15 protein-coding genes and 1 pseudogene are annotated in these 17,698 nt (G+C 69.0%); 3 read left to right on the top strand and 13 right to left on the bottom strand.

What is annotated here, in order from left to right; genetic code table 11:
* Nucleotides 1–361: 361 nt before the first annotated feature.
* The 4 genes and pseudogenes from ACYVDK_RS12930 to ACYVDK_RS12945 all read right to left on the bottom strand — a co-directional run bounded on the left by ACYVDK_RS12930 (nucleotide 362) and on the right by ACYVDK_RS12945 (nucleotide 3,213).
* A pseudogene (locus ACYVDK_RS12930) lies at nucleotides 362–830 on the bottom strand (nitroreductase family deazaflavin-dependent oxidoreductase).
* Between the two features lie 2 nt (nucleotides 831–832).
* Nucleotides 833–1,687, bottom strand: a complete 855-nt coding sequence (locus ACYVDK_RS12935; RefSeq protein ID WP_460522362.1) for an LLM class F420-dependent oxidoreductase — start codon at nucleotides 1,685–1,687, stop codon at nucleotides 833–835.
* Nucleotides 1,688–1,788: 101 nt separating this feature from the next.
* Nucleotides 1,789–1,992, bottom strand: a complete 204-nt coding sequence (locus tag ACYVDK_RS12940) for a cold-shock protein (RefSeq protein WP_460522364.1) — start codon at nucleotides 1,990–1,992, stop codon at nucleotides 1,789–1,791.
* A 108-nt stretch (nucleotides 1,993–2,100) separates the two neighbouring features.
* Nucleotides 2,101–3,213 (bottom strand): fatty acid desaturase family protein, encoded by a 1,113-nt coding sequence (locus tag ACYVDK_RS12945; RefSeq protein WP_460522366.1) that lies wholly within the window; start codon nucleotides 3,211–3,213, stop codon nucleotides 2,101–2,103.
* Nucleotides 3,214–3,398: 185 nt separating this feature from the next.
* On the opposite strand from ACYVDK_RS12945, the gene ACYVDK_RS12950 reads away from it, so the two are divergent.
* Both ACYVDK_RS12950 and cofE read left to right on the top strand, forming a co-directional pair.
* The gene (locus ACYVDK_RS12950) at nucleotides 3,399–4,406 is read left to right on the top strand and encodes an LLM class oxidoreductase (RefSeq protein WP_460522368.1); all 1,008 of its coding nucleotides are present in this window, start codon (nucleotides 3,399–3,401) and stop codon (nucleotides 4,404–4,406) included.
* Nucleotides 4,403–5,899 carry a coenzyme F420-0:L-glutamate ligase gene (gene cofE, locus ACYVDK_RS12955; RefSeq protein ID WP_460522370.1) on the top strand — a complete coding sequence of 499 codons (1,497 nt, stop codon included), beginning with the start codon at nucleotides 4,403–4,405 and terminating at the stop codon, nucleotides 5,897–5,899. The genes ACYVDK_RS12950 and cofE overlap by 4 nt, the downstream gene beginning before the upstream one ends.
* Before the next feature lie 20 nt (nucleotides 5,900–5,919).
* Here cofE and ACYVDK_RS12960 read toward each other — a convergent pair whose 3' ends face one another.
* The 5 genes from ACYVDK_RS12960 to cofD form a co-directional block, all read right to left on the bottom strand.
* Nucleotides 5,920–6,741: an LLM class oxidoreductase gene (locus ACYVDK_RS12960; protein WP_460522372.1), complete on the bottom strand. Its 822-nt coding sequence runs from the start codon at nucleotides 6,739–6,741 to the stop codon at nucleotides 5,920–5,922.
* 85 nt (nucleotides 6,742–6,826) lie between these two features.
* Nucleotides 6,827–8,374, bottom strand: coding sequence for a flavin-containing monooxygenase (locus ACYVDK_RS12965; RefSeq protein ID WP_460522374.1), 1,548 nt, complete (start codon nucleotides 8,372–8,374; stop codon nucleotides 6,827–6,829).
* The gene (locus ACYVDK_RS12970) at nucleotides 8,371–10,950 is read right to left on the bottom strand and encodes a bifunctional FO biosynthesis protein CofGH (protein ID WP_460522376.1); all 2,580 of its coding nucleotides are present in this window, start codon (nucleotides 10,948–10,950) and stop codon (nucleotides 8,371–8,373) included. The genes ACYVDK_RS12965 and ACYVDK_RS12970 overlap by 4 nt, the downstream gene beginning before the upstream one ends.
* 334 nt (nucleotides 10,951–11,284) lie before the next feature.
* Nucleotides 11,285–11,698 carry a PNPOx family protein gene (locus ACYVDK_RS12975; protein ID WP_460522378.1) on the bottom strand — a complete coding sequence of 138 codons (414 nt, stop codon included), beginning with the start codon at nucleotides 11,696–11,698 and terminating at the stop codon, nucleotides 11,285–11,287.
* Nucleotides 11,699–11,758: 60 nt separating this feature from the next.
* Nucleotides 11,759–12,778 (bottom strand): CofD/YvcK family protein, encoded by a 1,020-nt coding sequence (gene cofD / locus ACYVDK_RS12980; protein WP_460522380.1) that lies wholly within the window; start codon nucleotides 12,776–12,778, stop codon nucleotides 11,759–11,761.
* 135 nt (nucleotides 12,779–12,913) lie between these two features.
* On the opposite strand from cofD, the gene ACYVDK_RS12985 reads away from it, so the two are divergent.
* Complete coding sequence (locus ACYVDK_RS12985) at nucleotides 12,914–13,420, top strand: PNPOx family protein (protein WP_460522382.1); 507 nt, start codon at nucleotides 12,914–12,916, stop codon at nucleotides 13,418–13,420.
* A 13-nt stretch (nucleotides 13,421–13,433) separates the two neighbouring features.
* Here the strand turns inward: ACYVDK_RS12985 and ACYVDK_RS12990 are convergent, their stop codons facing one another.
* From ACYVDK_RS12990 to ACYVDK_RS13005, 4 genes are all read right to left on the bottom strand, one after another.
* Nucleotides 13,434–14,333, bottom strand: a complete 900-nt coding sequence (locus tag ACYVDK_RS12990; RefSeq protein WP_460522384.1) for an Fpg/Nei family DNA glycosylase — start codon at nucleotides 14,331–14,333, stop codon at nucleotides 13,434–13,436.
* Between the two features lie 282 nt (nucleotides 14,334–14,615).
* Nucleotides 14,616–15,512, bottom strand: coding sequence for an ABC transporter permease (locus ACYVDK_RS12995; protein WP_460522386.1), 897 nt, complete (start codon nucleotides 15,510–15,512; stop codon nucleotides 14,616–14,618).
* Complete coding sequence (locus tag ACYVDK_RS13000) at nucleotides 15,499–16,422, bottom strand: ABC transporter ATP-binding protein (RefSeq protein WP_460522439.1); 924 nt, start codon at nucleotides 16,420–16,422, stop codon at nucleotides 15,499–15,501. Before ACYVDK_RS13000 ends, ACYVDK_RS12995 begins: the two co-directional genes overlap by 14 nt.
* Nucleotides 16,423–16,517: 95 nt before the next feature.
* On the bottom strand, nucleotides 16,518–17,612 hold the full coding sequence (locus ACYVDK_RS13005) for a LolA family protein (RefSeq protein WP_460522387.1): 1,095 nt from the start codon (nucleotides 17,610–17,612) through the stop codon (nucleotides 16,518–16,520).
* Between the last annotated feature and the right edge of the window lie 86 nt (nucleotides 17,613–17,698).

Genomic DNA, 17,698 nt, shown 5'->3' on the forward strand with positions numbered 1-17,698 from the left:
CCTCCCCGACGAGCCCGCGAACACGCGGAACCCGCCTGGTCAGTGTCCGGAATCCGGGGTCAACCCCAGGTTGAGCCCGTCTGGGTCCCGCGGGTCGTGCCTGTCCGGGTCCGGCGGGTCGTCTGAGTCCCGCGGGTTGAGCCTGTCGAAACCCGGGCGCACGGTCGTCTGGTTTCGACAGGCTCAACCGGCGGGAGGGGGCTCAACCAGCGGGAGGGGGCTCAACCAGCGGGAGGGGGCTCTACCGGCGGGGAGGGGGCTCTACCGGCGGGGAGGGGGCTCTACCGGCGGGGAGGGGGCTCTACCGGCGGGGAGGGGGCTCTACCGGCGGGGAGGGGGCTCTACCGGCGGGGAGGGGGCTCTACCGGCGGGGAGGGGGCTCAACCAGCGGGGAGGGCTCAACAGGCGTCAGCACGAACACCGGGATCTGCCGGTCGGTCTTGTTCTGGTAGTTCGCGTAGTCCGGCCAGACGGTGACTGCGCGCTGCCACCACATCACGCTCGGCGCCCTCTGCGACATGCGCGACGTAGTCGTGTCGCTCCGAGCCGTTCTGAAGCTCGACGTTCGGGTTCTGCACCAGGTTGTAATACCAGGTCGGATGCTTGTCGGCGCCGCCCTTCGAGGCCACCACCGCGTACTCTCCGTCGTGCTCGACGCACATCACGGGGTTCTTCCGCAGCTTTCCGGACTTCGCCCCCACCGAGGTCACGATGACGATCGGCACACCGCGCAGCGTGTTCGCCTTCGCCCCGTCGGATGCCTCGAATTCCTCGACCTGCTTACGAGCCCAGTCGGATGTTCCAGGCTCCCATTCCCCTGTCAGCGGCATGGCTATGCGACCCTTTCTGCCACTTGGGCCAAGAACTCGACGGCGTGCAGCGGATCCGGAACGCGAGTCGAGACGTACGCGGTCGTGAAGCCGAGCTCACGGAGTGCGTCGAGCCGCCCGACGAACTCGTCCAGATCCGCGCCGGGCAGGAAGGCCGTGGTCGTCGTCTTCTCGACCGTGTCGTAGTCGCGGTTCTCCACGTCGCACCAGTGGCGCAGCACATCGAGCTTGTGGGCGGCATCGGGGGTGCCGAAGAGATTGCAGGCATCCGCGTACCTGGCCACGAACCGCAGCGTCTTCTTCTCGCCGACGCCGCCGATCATCAGGTACGGCCGCGGCCTGCTCAACGGCTGCGGTGAGTTCAGGGTGCGACCGAGTCGGTAGTGCTCGCCCTCGTACGGGGCCTCGTCATCGCTCCACATCTGCAGGCAGATCTGGAGGGCCTCCTCCAGCCGTTCGAACCGCTCCTTCGTCGGCGGGAACGGGATGCCGAGCCCGCGCGACTCCTCCTCGTTCCAGCCTGCGCCGATGCCAAGGCCGGCACGGCCGCCGGAGAGCACGTCGAGTGTGGTGACCTGCTTGGCGAGGATGGCCGGCTCGCGATAGATGACGCCCGCCACGAGCGTGTGCAGCAGAACGCTGGAGGTGTGGGCGGCGAGGAATGCGAGCGCCGTGTATGCCTCGAGCATCGGCTTCTCAGCAGTACCGATATTCGGGATCTGCCAGAAATGATCCATCACGGTGATGCGCTTGATGCCGGAGGCCTCCGCCTCCTGCGCGGCGCGGGCGAGGGTGGTTCCCAACCGGTCCGGCGGTACGTCCCAGGTGAAGTCGGCGATGTGGAATCCGATGTCCATGCGTTGACGTTATCGCTGCGGCCCCGCGCACACGGAAAGGCGCGGGCCGGAGGGGGACCATCCCCTCCGGCCCGCGCCTTTCCGTGTGGTGTTGCGTGCCTCTACAGCGCGCGGATGTTCGTGGCCTGGGGGCCCTTGGCACCCTGCTCCACGTCGTACTCCACCTTCTGGTTCTCTTCGAGGTTGCGGTAGCCGCTTCCCTGAATGGCGGAGTGGTGGGCGAAGACGTCGGCAGAGCCGTCGTCGGGGGCGATGAAGCCGTAGCCCTTGTCAGAGTTGAACCATTTGACGGTGCCGGTGGCCATGCGTCGTATTCCTTTTATTCGTGTTCGAGGACCGCGAGTTTGCTGGCCCCCCGTGCGGCGGCGGTTTCGCCGTCGACGTTCTTGGGTGTTGTGGTGGCTTGCGCCGTGTCATATCCCACGGTACTGGGCGACGACCGGACATGCGAACGGATCTCGCGCTTGCAGCCCGACGCGGTTCAAGTAGGCGACCACGATCGCGTACGACTTCGCCATCGAAGTCTCGGTGTAAGACACATCGGCCGCCGCGCAATGCTCGCGCACGATCAGACGTGCCTGGGCGAGGTGGGGGCGGGCCATGCTCGGGAAGAGGTGGTGCTCCACCTGATAGTTGAGCCCGCCGAACAGCATGGTCGCCCACCAGCCGCCCCGGATGTTGCGCGAGGTGAGCACCTGCTTGGAGAAGAAGTCCAGCTTGATGTCGGCCGGGATGATGGGCATCCCCTTGTGGTTCGGGGCGAACGACGCGCCCATGTAGACGCCGAATACGGCGAGCTGCACGCCGAGGAAGGCGGCGGCCATTCCCGGCGGGAAGAACACGAACAGCAGCCCGAAGTACAGACCGAACCGCGCCGCCAGCAAGGCGATCTCGGTCTTGCGGCGCTTCACCTGCCCGCGCCCGAAGAGGTGACGAACGGATGTCAGGTGCAGGTTCACGCCCTCCAGCGTGAGCAGCGGGAAGAACAGGTATCCCTGACGGCGGGTCAGCATCGCCATGAGGCCGGTGCGCTTCGCGGCGTCTTCTTCGAGGAACGAGATCGTGTCGACGGCGATGTCGGGGTCTTTGCCCACCTGATTGGGGTTCGCGTGATGACGGGTGTGCTTGTTCATCCACCAGGCGTAGCTCATGCCGACCACGAAGGTGCCGATGTAGCGGCCGAGCCGGTCGTTGGCCGGCCCGGAGTTCAGGATCTGGCGATGCGCGGCCTCGTGCGAGAGGAAGGCGAACTGCGTGAAGATCAACCCGAGAACGCCGGCCAGGATGAGCTGGAACCAGCTGTGACCGAGGAGCACCATGCCCGTCACGTCTGCCGCGGTCGCCAGCAGAAGGCCGATGGCGACGAGAAGATAGAAACCGCGTGCCCGGCGCAGAAGCCCCTCCGACTTCACCGCGCGCGATACGGCAGTGTACGAAGCGGTCAGATCGGTGCGGGGACCGCTCATTCTGGTGGTCGTGCGAACGGCGCCGAGACGTGCCTCGGGAACTGCAACGGATGTAGACATTGCGGCGATCTTCTTTGCCTGTTCGATAGTCGGCCCCATCCTCACTACAAGGGCTCGTCCTATGCCAAAGGCAGAACGCCAATCGCTAGAACCCAACGTAGTGGCGACAGCAGTGACGAAACCGGCAGAAGCCTGGCAATTCCGAACTCGCACATGCCCGGGGTGCTATCGGCAGAATAGAGCGCATGGCCACGCGAGAACTCCAAGTCGGATACGCCGCGATGCTCGAGCAGTTCGCCCCGATGGAGGTCGTCGAACTGAGCGCGCACGCCGAGCAGCACGGGTTCTCGGGGGTGATGGCCGCGGATCACTTTCAGCCATGGGTGCCGACGCAAGGTCAGGCAGCCTTCGTCTGGAACGTTCTCACGGCGATCGGCGAACGCACCAGGGGCGACCTCGGACCGGGTGTGACCACGCCGAGTTTCCGGTTCCATCCCGCGATCGTGGCGCAGGCATCCGCCACCCTCGCCGCGATGTACCCGGGTCGGCACTGGCTGGGGCTCGGATCGGGCGAGGCCCTCAACGAGCACATCGTCGGCGGCTACTGGCCGGAGGCGCCGGAGCGCATCAACCGCATGTTCGAGGCGATCGACATCATCAAGAAGCTGTTCTCGGCGTCGCTGGCAGGCAAGGATGCCAAGCACTCCGGTCAGTTCTTCAAGCTCGAGTCGACACGGCTGTGGACCATGCCGGAGAAGGCGCCGGAGATTCTCATCGCGACGGCGGGCCCCGTGACCGCCAAGCGCGCCGGCCAGAGCGTGGACGGCCTCATCACGGTCGGCGCGCCGCTGGAGAAGATCAGCGGGCTGTTCGCGAAGTTCGATGAGGGTCAGCGCGATGCGGGCAAGAACCCCGAGAACGCCCCGCGCCTGCTGCAACTGCATCTCAGCTGGGCCCCCACCGACCGTGAGGCCCTGGCGAACGCCGTGCACGAGTGGCCCAATGGAGGCATGAAGTTCCCGAAGGCCGACATCCGCTCGCCGTTCGAGTTCGAGCAGATCGCGAAGCTCGTTCGCCCGGAGGACTTCGAGGGGCGCATGATCATCTCCAGCGATCCCGACGTGCACCGTGCTGCGATCCAGAAGTACGTCGACCTCGGTTTCGACCGGGTGTACCTGCACAACGTCGGGCGCAACCAGCGGGAGTGGATCGAGGTCTTCGGGCGCGACGTGCTGCCCAAGCTCCACCGATGAGCCGCGACCCGTCTGCGGCCGAGCTCCGCGCGTGGGCCGTTCCCGGCATCCGGGAAGTCGTGCCGGGCGATGACCTCGCCGCGCTGGTGGGTGACGCTCTCGAAGCGGATGCCCACGGGCATCCGGAACACGCACTCCGGCCCGGCGACATCCTCGTGGTGACGAGCAAGGTCGTCTCCAAGGCCGAGGGCCGCGTCATCGCGGCCGCGGACCGAGAGGATGCGATCAGCGCCGAGACGGTGCGCGTCGTCGCGACTCGTGCGTACGACGGCGGAATCACCCGCATCGTCGAGAACCGTCAGGGCGTCGTGGGCGCCGCGGCGGGAGTGGACGCGAGCAACGCGCCCGACGGTGTGGTGCTGCTGCTGCCCGACGATCCCGATGCGTCGGCACGATCCCTCCGCCGCGCACTGAGCGAGCGCTTCGGAGTGCACCTCGGGGTGATCGTCAGCGACACCCTGGGTCGCACCTGGCGGGTCGGGCAGACCGATGTCGCGATCGGCGCGGCCGGTGTGCAGGTCATCGACGATCTTCGTGGCCAGACGGATGCCTCGGGCAAGCCACTCGCCGTGACGCAGTCGGCCGTCGGCGATGAGCTGGCTGCACTCGGCGACCTCGTGAAGGGCAAGGCGAGCGGATGCCCGGTCGCGGTCGTCAGAGGCGCGGGGCATTTCGTCGTGCAGAGCCACTCGGGGGAGCGGAGCGAGTCGAAAGACCCTCAACGATCCGCCGACCTGTTCACGACCGGGCGATCGCTGACCCGCACCGGCCCGGGCGACATGTTCCGGCTGGGCACGGATGAGGCCCTCGCAGAGGGCTATCGGCGCGGCCTCGCCGCCGGTCTCGCGCTGATGCCTGGCGGCGAGGAGCCGCTTTGGACGGTCGTGATTCCGTTCAAGGGCGGCGACGGCGCCAAGTCCCGATTCGCCGACGCCGCAGGGATCGACCGACGCCAGCTGTCGCTCGCGTTCCTGACCGACACTCTGTGCGCCGTGCGATGCGCGCCATCAGTGGGTCGGGTGCTGCTGGTCTCCGGCGAACCGGCGATCGCCGACAGGCTCGGCGAGCTGGTGGATTCTGTCGTTCCCGATGCGGGCACGGGCCTGAACGCAGCGGTCGCGGCCGGAGCCGCGGCCGCCGCCGAGCGCTGGCCGGAGATGTTCGTCGCCGTCCTGGTCGGTGACCTTCCGGCACTTCTGCCGGAAGACCTCGACGTTGCATTGCGTCTAGCTGTGGATGCGGCCAGGGGCGGGCATCCGTATGCGTTCGTGGCCGATCACGACGGAACGGGCACCACGGCGGTCACGGCGGCGCCGGGCGCGAGCCTCTCCGCACGCTTCGGCAGTGGCTCCCGCGCCCGGCACGTCGAGGCCGGTTTCCAGGAGCTCGTGATTCCGCCGGAGTCCACGCTGCGGCTCGACATCGACGACGTCTCTGCGCTGAGCGAGGCACGCGCCCGCCTCGGCAGCGCCACGCGAGCCCTCTTCGATTGAGCGGCGACTCGTCGGCCTCGTCAGCCGTTCACGGCATCGCGCCACTTCAGCAGCCTGTGCACGCCGTCCCAGTCGTAGTGCGGAGCGCTGATCGAGAGCGTGTAGAGGCGCGCGCCGAGAGCATGGAACTCGTCGAACCGGGATCGGTCGGCGGCGCGATCCGACTCCACCGAGATCGTGATCTCGCCGAGGTCGCGCCCCACGGTCTCGCACCAGCCGTCGAGAACGCCGAGCTTGTGGCGCAGGGTGTCGGGATCGGAGAAGCTGTGCCAGACATCCGCGTGCTCGGCGACGATTCGGAGTGTCTTGCGCTCGCCGCCACCACCGATGAGCACCGGGATGTCGCGGGTCGGCGCAGGGTTCAGTGTCTGCCAGCGCCGCCTGATGCGCGGCATCGCCTCGGCGAGGGCGTCGAGCCGTGTGCCGGCGGTGCCGAACTCGTACCCGTACTCGTCGTAGTCCCGCTGGAACCAGCCGGAGCCGATGCCGAAGATGAGCCGGCCGGCTCCCGGGGTTCCGTCTGGGGAGGGCTTCGCGCTGATGTGGTCGACGGTGCGGGCCATGTCGGCCAGCAGATCCGGGTTGCGATAGCTGTTGCACGTGACGAGCGGGCCGAACTCGATGCGCTCGGTCTGCTCGGCCCATGCTGCCAGCATGGTCCAGCCCTCGAAGTGCAGGCCGTCCCGTTCGCCGGAGAGCGGGTAGAAGTGATCCCAGTTGAAGGCGATGTCCACGCCGAGGTCTTCGAGCCGCAGCAGGGTGTCGCGCAGGGTCTGATACTCGGCATGCTGCGGCTGCAGCTGCACGCCGATGCGAACGGGCGTTTCCAGAGTGGTCGGCACGGCTCTCCTGGTGTTCTCACGAGCCCGGGGCTCGGGCGGATCGGACGGATGTCTCGACGTTAGCGAGCGTTCCACGCACCGGGGTTCAACTCGGGACCGGCACCCGGAACACGGCCGGGTCGAAGGTGCCGTTGCGCTCGCGGAACGTGTGCGCGTAGCCCGGCCACAGCAGCGCGAGGCGCCCGCTGCGCTCGTCGACGTACCAGCTCGTGCAACCGCTCAGCCATACGGTGTCGCGGGCGGCGGCGTCGATCCCGGCGACGTAGGCATCCTCTGCCTCGCGCGGGATCTCGAGCGGAATGCCCGATTCCTTCAGGTGATCGAGCGCACCGAGCACGTAGTCCAGCTGCGCCTCGATCATGTAGACCGCCGAGTTGTGGCCGAGGCTCGCGTTCGGTCCGTCGAGCACGAACAGGTTCGGAAAGCCGTGCACCACAGTGGATGCATAGGCGCGCATGCCGTTCGCCCAGCTGTCCGCGAGACGGATGCCGCTGCGCCCGGTCACGAGGTCGGCGAACGGCGGTCGTGTCGCGTGGAAGCCCGTGGCGAACACGAGCACGTCGGCCTCGTGGCTGTCTCCCGATTCGGCGATCGCCGTGGAGCCGTCCATGCGCTTCAGGGCGGACGCCTCGAACGTCACGTTCGGCCGCTGCAACGCCGGGTAGAAGTCGTCGGAGAGCAGCACGCGTTTGCAGCCGATCTCGTAGTCGGGCGTCAGCGCGGCGCGCAGCTCCGGGTCGGCGACCTGCGCCTCACGATGGGTGCGAGCACGTTCCCGCAGCTCGCCGATCGCCTCCGGAACGCCGAGCCGTTGCGGAAACGCGCGCTCGGCATCCCAGAAGATGCGCTCGCGCAGACCCGCACGGGCGTCGGCGTCTGCCAGTTCGTCGAGTTCGACAGTGGTGTACGGGCGATCGCCGCGCGGAACCACGTATGGCGCGCTGCGCTGGAACACCGTGACGTGACGGGCACGACGGGCGAGCTCGGGCAGAAGCTGCACCGCCGACGCCCCGGTGCCGACCAGGCCGACACGGGCATCCGCCAGCGGCAGGTGGTCGTCCCAGGACGCCGTGTGCATCACGGGGCCGTCGAAACTCTGCAGGCCCTCGATCGCTGGGATGCGCGGTTCGCTCAGCCGCCCCACCGCGCTCACCAGCACGCGCGCCCGGTAACGGGTGGCCGGTGTGGTGACGAGCCAGCGTTCCTCGTCGGCGAGCCAGCGGGCATCCGTGACGGGCTCGCCGAACCGCAGGTGGGGGAGGAGCCCTTCCTCTCGCGCGCACTCGCGCAGGTATTCCTGCAGCTCGGCACCGCTCGGGTACACGTGCGACCAGTCCGGTTTGGTGCGGAACGAATACGAGTACAAATGCGAGGGTATGTCGCACGCCACGCCCGGGTACACGTTGTCGCGCCACGTGCCGCCGACATCGTCGGCCCGTTCGAGGATCACGAACGACTCCTTCGCGTGCTGGTCGGCAGCGCGACGCTTCAGCCGGATGCCCATGCCCAGCCCCGCGAAACCGGCGCCGACGATCGCGACGTCGACCTCGACGGCATCGCCGCTCGGGCTCGTTGAACCCGCGCCGGCAGGCACCGGTTGCGCTCCCCGGCGCCAGGCCGTCTCGCGCATCATCCCGCGATCCGCTCGTACGTCGTCGTGCGTTGTACCAGCGGTCGCGCGACCTCGTCGGCGATGCGGCGCATGTCGGCGACGTTCAGCACGCGTCCCTGCTCCGGACCGGACCAGGGTGCGACCTCGCCGTCGATCAGCACGCCGCCCAGGTCGTCGGCACCGCCCTGCAGCACGAGGCGCGTGGCCCGCAGACCGAGCTTCGTCCAGGCGGCCTGCAGGTGATCGATAGTTCCTGCCAGCAAGAGCCTGGCCACGGCGTGCACGGCGCGCGACTCGCGCAGGGTCGGTCCAGGTCGTGCCCCGGGCACGGTGACGGGCGAGTCCTGGGGCACGAACGGCATCGCGATGAACTCGGTGAAGCCGCCGGTGCGCTTCTGCAGCTCGGCGAGCATCCGCAGGTGCGCCACCTGATCGGATGCCGTCTCGATGTGCCCGTAGACCATGGTCGCGGTCGAGCGCAGTCCGGCCTGGTGCGACGCCTCGATGGTCGAGATCCACTCGGCGACCGGCAGCTCCGTGCCGCCGGAGAGGATGCCCCGGATGCGGTCGTCGAGAATGCGGGCACCCGTGCCAGGCACGGTGCCCACGCCCGCGTCGCGGAGCATCCGGAGATATTCCGCCAGAGGCATATGGGAGCGCCGAGCTCCGTCCAACAGCTCGATCGGGCGGTAGGCGTGCACGTGCAACTGCGGCTGGTGCGCGTGTATGGCGCGGACGAGGTCCGGGTACGCTGACGCGGGCAGCTGTTCGCCGATGCGCCCCTGCACGCAGACCTCGGTGGCTCCGAGGGTCGCCGCCTCGTCCGCCAGCGCCGTGACGAGGTCCGGCGTGAGCCCCTCGGCGCGCGTTCCCGCCGCCGAGGGCGCGTCCCCCTGTCTGCGAGCGTGCGCGGTCGTGGCCCGCGCCGTGCGGAAGAGGGATGCATCGATGTTGCGATTGACGACAAAGGTGATCTCGTCGCCCGCACGCTCGCGTCGCACGTCATCGGCGACGTCGACGAGCGCTTCGAGGTCGTCGCCGTCCGCGGCCAGAAGAGCGACATAGTCCGCGTCGTCGAGCGCCGCGGGATCGCGCCGCGCCGCCTCGAGCAGCGCGGCGATCCCGTTCACCGCGGATCCGGTCACCGCATGTTCGCGCCACCTTGCGGCGTCTGCGCCAGGCTTACTGGCGCGGACGCCGAGGCCTGGCGCAATCGCCTGCGCGGTCTCGGAATGGATGCTCCAGTGGCGCCCCGCGAGGGGCGCGCTCTCGTCTGCGAGCCCGCTCTCGTCCGCAAGGGCACGCAGGTGCGGAAGCACGGCCGGATCGATCCACGGCTCGCCCTCGTGCACGAAGTGCGGGTGCGCCGTCAACCGTTCGTGCAGCGTGTATCCGGCGAGCCCGGTGAGCCGCGCCAGCTCATCGATCTGGGGCCACGGCCGCTCCGGATTGACGTGGTCGGGAGTGAGCGGGCTGACGCCTCCCCAGTCGTCGATGCCGGCGCGGATCAACAGCGCCAGTTCGTCGTGATCGGTGAGGTTCGGGGGTGCCTGCACGCGGGCATCCGCTCCGAGCACGAGGCGGGTGACCGCGACAGCGGCCGCGTACTCGTTGGCCGCGAGGTCGGGGCGGTGCATCATGGCGGTCGCGTCTTTCGCTCTGAAGTTCTGCACGATCACCTCCTGCACATGCCCCCACCTGGCGTGCGAGTCCCGGAGCGCGAACATGGCGTCGACGCGGTCGCGGACCGTCTCGCCGATGCCGAGGAGCACGCCGGTGGTAAAGGGGATCCGCGAACGTCCTGCATCGTCGATGACGCGCATCCGAACCGCCGGGTCCTTGTCGGGCGAGCCGAAGTGCGCTTGCCCCTTGTCGGCCCAGAGCCGCACCGACGTGGTCTCCAGCATCATGCCCATCGAGGGGGCCACCGGCTTCAGCCGCTGCAGCTCGGCCCAGCTCATCACGCCGGGGTTGAGGTGGGGGAGCAGTCCGGTCTCCTCGAGCACTCGGATCGCCACGGCCCGCATGTACTCCAGCGTCGACGCGTAGCCGTGCTCGGTGAGCCACTCCCGTGCGACAGCCCAGCGGTTCTCCGGCCGGTCGCCGAGCGTGAAGAGAGCCTCCTTGCAGCCCATCGCCGCGCCCTGCCTGGCGATCTCCAGCACCTCGTCTTCGGAGAGGAACGGCGAGATGCCCGCCTTGGCCAGCTTGCCGGGTGTCTGCACGAAGATGCAGTAGTGGCAGCGGTCCTGGCACAGATGCGTCAGGGGGATGAACACCTTGCGGGAGTACGTGATGACACGAGGGCGTCCGGCACGCTCGAGCCCCGCGTCGCGGAGGCGACCGGCGATGCCGAGCAGCGCGTCGAGGTCGGCGTCGCGCGCGAACAGCAGCGTCTGAGCGTCGTCTCTCGCCGGCGGCATGCCCGCCTCCGCCGCTCGGCGCGCGCTTGCCAGCGCGTCCGTCATGCGCTCGAGGGATGGACGCACTGCGGCGCTTCCGTTCTCCTGCGGCATCGACGAGGTCGCCCGAGACGAACCAGCGGATGCCCGCCCGCGGGAAGAGACATCGGTGACGGTCAACTGCTGCGCGGCCACGGGCATCCTCTGGTGCGTGCCCGATCGCGGGAGCCGATCGGGCTGACAGGAACAAGGGAAAAGAGAGATGCGACCCAAAGCCAGGCCATACAGCTGATTCGTGGCGAGCATACTCGCACGGCCCCGGCCCCGGCCCCGGTCCCGGCCCCGGTCCCGGTCCCGGTCCTGTTCCGGCCCCGGTCCTGTTCCGGCCCCGGTCGAAGTCGTCAACAGGACAGATCGCGCTCTCCGCCCGAGAACATGCCAAGTTGGCATGTTCCACGCCGGATGTCATGTCGAGCCACTTCGGCTTCGCGTCATCGCGGCGCGTACCCTGGTGCGCGGTGCGCCGAGCTCAGCTCCGGGTGAGCCGCACAACAGGGATGACTCGGCTGGTCTTCTTCTCGTAGTCGAGGAATCCGGGGTTGTGGCGCGTGAACTCCTGCCACGCGGCGTCGCGTTCCTCGCCGCGCAGTGCAGCGGCGTGCACCTGCACCTCGCCGTCGTCCGGAGTCTCGATCGTCAAGTCGGGGTGGGTGAGCAGGTTGTGATACCAGGCCGGATTCTCGGGAGCACCGGCCTTCGATGCCGCGATGAGCCAGGCATCCGGTGCCGTTTTCAGGGCGGCGACGGGGGTGACGCGTTCGACACCGCTCTTCGCTCCGGTGTGGTGCAGCAGCACGAGCCCGCGCCCGAAGTGCGTGACGGTGCCACCGTTCGCTCGGAACTCGTCGACGATCGGCTGGTTGTAGTCGTTGTGGTCTGCCATGAGGCGATCGTAGAGACACCGCCCCGCGCGCGGGGGCGATGCGGCGGCCGAGGCCGTGTGTCAGACGGCAGCCAGCGCGAGCACGTCCGCGGCCAGCTGCGACGTGGCCGGCACGTCGCGCATCCACAGGGGAACGGCACGGGCGGCGATCCCGGCGGATTCCAGAGCGGGCACCGCATCGGCGTCCACCTCGTCGACCAGCCAGCCGTCGAGCAGGCCGCCCGTCTCCGAACGGCGTGCGCCGTAGTGCAGGCCGACCGCCTCGGCGGACGTCTCGACGCCGATCACGGCGAGGCAGGCATCCGCCATGCCACGCACAGCGGCACCGCCGATGATCGGCGAGACGCCGACGACGCGCGCCGACGTCTCGCGCACGGCCGCCCGAACCCCTGGCACATCGAGGATCGTCCCGACCGACACCACAGGATTGGACGGCGGCACGATGACGACGTCGGCGTCGCGGATCGCCTCGATCACGCCGGGCGCGGCGGTCGCGGACTCGAGCCCCACCTGCACGAATTCGGTGGCCGGCACGCCGGCGCGGTAGCGCACCCACCACTCCTCGAAGTGGATGAGCGAGCCCGACGGATGCCCGTCGACCCGCTCGCCCAGCCGCACGTGCGTCTCCACGGGCGTGTCGCTCATCGGCAGCAGCCGCGCCTTCGGCCGCCAGCGCCTGCACAGGTACTCGGTCGCCTCGCTGAGCGTTGCGCCCTCACGGAGCAGCTCGGTGCGCACGATGTGCGTTCCGAGGTCGAGGTCGCCGAGCGTGAACCAGTCCCACCCCTTGCCGTATGCGGCGATCTCGCCGGAGACCCGCCGGGTCTCGTCGTCGCGCCCCCAGCCCTGTTCCTCGCTGATGCCGCCGCCGAGGGTGTACATCACGGTGTCGAGGTCGGGGCAGACGCGCAGGCCGTTCAGCGTCATGTCGTCGCCCGTGTTGACCACAACGGTGACAGCAACGCGCGAGCCGCCTTCCCCGTCGGGGTAGGCGTCGGTCAGGTGTGCAAGGAGTCCGCGGGTGAAGCGGGCGCCACCCACCCCGCCGGCCAGAACGGTCACGCGTCGCAGATCGGTCATGTGATCAAGTCAACCAGGCTGTTGCGTGCGCCGTGCGTGCCCCGACCCCTGAGACGGCGTTCGGCGGCGCCTGCTGTGATATCTGGGTCGAGATATCCGGGCCGAGCGAGGCGTCGTCTGCGCCAGAATCGACGCATGCCCGTGCCGCGCAGCTCTCCACCGCTTCGCGGCGTGCGGGCATCCGTCGCCTGGTTCTCCCGAACCGGGTTCTTCCGCGCGGTCGGGCCGGCTGTCATGCCTCCGCTGGAGCGGGGCATGGCCTTCATCACCCACGGAAGGCTGCAGTTGAGCGGGCTGCTCGTGCCGTCACTGGTGCTGCGCACGACAGGGGCGAAGAGTGGCCTTCAGCGGGAGACGACGTTGATGTACTGCCCGGAGCCGGGCGGGCGGATGCTCGTGACCGGCAGCAATTTCGCTCGCGACACGCATCCGGCATGGACCGCGAACCTGCTTGCGCATCCCGACGCGACGGTGGTGGTGCACGGCAGGCCGATCGCGGTGCGGGCGCAGCTCATCGCCGACGACGAGCGGGAGGACGTCTGGGCGTACATCCAGCACCAGTGGCCGGGGTATCGCGGTTACGAGCGCGCGAGCGGCCGGGTTCTGCGCGTCTTCCGGCTCACACCGACGACCGCGGGTTGAGCCGGTCGGAACCCTACTTCAGCAGCCGCGACAGCACCCGGTCCGCCAGCGGCTTGCCGCCGGTCTGGCAGGTCGGGCAGTACTGGAACGTCGAGTCCGCGTAGATGACCTGCCTGATGGTGTCACCGCACACCGGGCAGGGCTCGCCTGTTCTGGCGTGCACACGCAGGTTCGACTTCTTCTCCGCTTTGAGGTCGGACGCCTTCAGCCCGTCCGCACGCTCCAACGCGTCGCGGAGCGTGGACCGCGTCGCCTCGTAGAGGGTGTGCACGTCGGTGGCAGGCATGTTCGCAGGCTTGAACGGCGACATCTTCGCCACGTGCAGGATCTCGTCGGAGTACGCGTTGCCGATGCCAGCGATCTTCGCCTGATCGCGCAGCACACCCTTGATCCGACCTCGTCCGGCGGCGGCGAGGATGCCCGCGAAGACCTCCTCGGTGAACTCAGGCGCCAGCGGGTCGGGTCCCAGCCGCGCGATGCCCGGCACGTCGCTGGGGCTCCGCACCAGGTAGATCGCCAGGCTCTTCTTCGTGCCCGCCTCGGTGATGTCGATCCCCGAGCCGTCGTCGAGCACGAGACGTGCCGCCAGAGGGCCGGCGCTCCGTCCGCGCGGGCGTGCGGCGGGAACCGGTGCGGCATCCCGCCAACGAATCCAGCCCGCCCGGGCGAGATGGATGATCAGGTGCAGTTCATCGGTCGACTCCGCACCCCCGCCCCCCGACACCACCGTGGCGTCGAGGAACTTGCCGTGCCTGCCGACGCCGGCCACGAGCATCCCCTGCAGCGCCGACACCGGCGGGTCGAACGTCTTCAGCGCCGCGAACGATGTGACGTCGAGCCGGTCGATGACATGCCCGTTCAGCCGGCTCCCGAGGTCGGCGGCCAGGGCATGCACTTCCGGCAGTTCGGGCACCTGAACATTGTGCCCCGCGTCGCCGACATCCGGGCCGCCTCACGCCAGATCGTTGACCGCGAACCCGTCGGCGTGCTCGGTGAGACGGGAGTCGCTGGTTCACAATTCGCGGCAGCCGCCGAGCCCGGCCGCGCCGACGCGAGGGGTATCGGGCGTGCGGATGCCGTGTGGTTCCCGCAACACCGCTGCTCGTCGGTAGGCGATGGCATCGATGTCGAGCACCTGAAACCGCTCGAACAGCCGCTCGCACCGGTCCGCCGGTCAGCTCAGGATGTCTTTCGGTCAGCTCAGGATGTCTTTCGTCGCGAACCTGCCGTACGCCAGACATCCGAACACCACGATGTAGCCCAGTTGCAGCACCGCATTCTGCCCATACGAATCCCACACGACGGGATCGCGCAGCAGGTCGCCGAATCCGAGCCAGTAGTGGGTGAACAGCCATGGATGCAGCCAGTCGAGTTGCGGGAGCTGATCCAGTATCTGCGACACCCCGGCCAGCACGACGGTGGCCGCCATGGCACCCACCGGAACGGTCGTGAGCGTGGAGATGAACAGGCCGATGGCGCCCAGCCCGAGCAGCGAGATGGTGACGTACCCGGCCATCAGAGCGGTGCGACCGAAGAATCCGCCCGCGTCAACGGTGTCGCCGGAGAGCAGCGTGACCGGGCCGACCGGGAAGAGCAGAGCGCCGATCCCGATGCCGGCCAGCACGATCACCACAGTGGCTGCCAGGGAGAACGCGATCACTCCCGCGTACTTCACCACCAGCAGACGGATGCGGCCGGCCGGCGCGACGAGCAGGTACCGGAGTGTACCGAGCCCCGCCTCGCCGGCGATCGTGTCGCCGGCCACGACGCCGAGCGTGAGCGGCAGGAAGAGCGGAATGCACACCACGAGCGCAGTGAACCCCACGAAGAGCCCGTTGTCGGTGATGGATCCCAGGAAAGCCGGGCCGCGCCCGCCGGATCCCGCACCGGTGACGCGCACCACGATGGCGATCAGCACGGGAACGGCGGCGAGCGCCACGAGCATGGCGATCGTGCGGCGGCGACGGAACAGCGTGCCGAGCTCGGACCCGAGGAGCGCGAACGGGCGCAGGTGTGCGACGCCCGCGACGGGCTCCGCGTTCGCCGTCGTCGCGGCCGGTGCACCGGGCCCGGTCGCCTCACCCTGCGACATCGAAGCCCTCCCCGGTCAACGCCACGAAGCGGTCCTCGAGAGAGGGCGAGGTCACTTCGAACCCGCGAACCCGAACGCCGGCGGCGACCAGGGCCGCGACGAGGTCCTCGGCCGCGGTGCCCGCATCGAGCGCTGCCGTCACCACCTCACCGGCCATGGACGGATCGAGCCCGATGCCTAGAAGAACGGATGCCGCGCCACGGGCATCCGGGGTCCGCACCACGGCCTCCCGGCCACCGGTGGCCCGCAGTTCCTCCAGCGACCCGGATGCCACCAGCCGGCCCGCGCGCATCACGGCCACATGGCTGCACAACTGCTCCACCTCGCTCAGCAGGTGGCTGGAGACGAAGACCGTGGCTCCATCGTCGGCGAGGCGACGGATGAGCGAGCGCACCTCGCGTGTGCCCTGGGGGTCCAGCCCGTTGCTGGGCTCGTCGAGCACGAGCAGCTCCCGCTCCCGCAGCAGCGCCCCCGCCAGGCCGAGACGCTGCTTCATGCCGAGCGAGTAGGCGTGCGCCTTCTTGTCAGCGGCGTGCGTGAGTCCCACCCGATTCAGCGCCTCGGCAACTCTCGCGCGCCTCGTGTTCGAAACGGACCGCGGGTCGGCGGCGTCCAGCCGGCTGAGGTTTGCGCGTCCGGTGAGGAACGGGTAGAACGCGGGCCCCTCGACCAGAGCGCCGACTCGGGGGAGCACGGTGGCGGATGCCCGTGGCATCCGTTCTCCGAGCAGCTCAACCTCGCCCGCGTTCGGCGACGTCAGCCCGAGCAGCATTCGTATGGTGGTCGTCTTGCCCGAACCGTTCGGGCCGAGGAAGCCGTAGACGGACCCCCGCGGAACCCTGAGCTCGAGGCCGTCGACGGCCAGTTGGTGCCCGAATCGCTTCGTCAGCCCGGTGCTGGCGATCGCCAGGTCGGCACCGCCTTGCCGCGCGCCGTCTTGCCCGGAACCGCCGGGTTCGTTGCTGACCGGCGCGGCCGTCGTTCCGGTAGCCGCACCGATCGGCGTCACTTGGCCGCCGACTCGAGCGCGCTGAGCGGAACCGCCCCCGCGTACAGACGTCCGTCCGAGGTGATCAGCACGGAGAACAGCGACGTCTGCAGACCACGGCCGCCGTCGACGGACTGGGTGAGCTCGTTCAGCAGGTGCGACTGTCCTGCCGTCAGGCCGGACATGCCGGCGCCGAGCGAGCCGGCGGGCACCGCCACGATCGACGCCCACCCGGAGCCGATCACCGTCGGGCCCTCGAACGAGCCGGGCATGCGGTTGTCGGGGCGCTCGGCGTGCGAACCGTGCGACGGCAGCGACTTCTGCGTCACCTTCGCGCCCTTGGGCGGTGTGAACGTGAAGTTCGATGCAGCCGGCGTGCCGAAGTCCACCCGCGTGAACGCCACGGACACGGCGGGAGTCTTCTGGCCGCTCGCATCGATCTCTACTGCCAGCGGAACTCCGGTCTTCGCGTCGACCGACAGAACGGCCTTGCCCACGAGCGTGTCGGATGTCTTCGGCGTGATCGTCAGCCGCCACACGTCGTGAGAGGCGACGGAAGACTTCGACACGGTCAGCGTCGAGGTCTTGCTCGCGTCCTGCACGAGCTTGTCGGCGAGGCTCTGCGGAGTGGCGGTCGGCGTTCCGGATGCTCCGTCTTGCGACGCCGTCTTCGACGGCAGCTTCACGTGTACGGCCTTGTCGGTCTTCGAGTCCCAGGTCCACAGGTCGGTGCCGCTGCGCACCACGTCGCGCTCGGCGAGGCTGTCCAGCACCTGAATGCGCTGCTTGCTCTGGCCGTCCACGTAGACCTGCGCCTTATGCGAAGCGGTCAGCAGTTCCAGGATGCTCGATGCCTGGGCATCCGAAGATCCGGTGCCGGCGGCGCCCATCGCCCCCGACGGAAGCTCGGGCAGCCCGAGGTCGCTGGTCTGCTCGATGCTGCCCGAGTAGTGGGCATCCTTCGCCTTCGCGATCAGTGCGAGCACCTGCGTCGCCGACGGTGTCGACGCGCGTGCTTCGCTCAAGCCGCTCGCGAACGCGGGCGCAGCCACGGCACCCGCCACGACGACCGGCGCCACCACGGCGGGCAGCCACTTCAGAAGTCTCTTCATCACGAATCTCCTCGTGGAATCCTTGCGGACGGTGGAATCCTTGGGGACGGAATCCTCGGGGACGCCCTGAGCGTCAGGCTAACCCC

The organism is Humibacter antri (genome assembly GCF_054777235.1).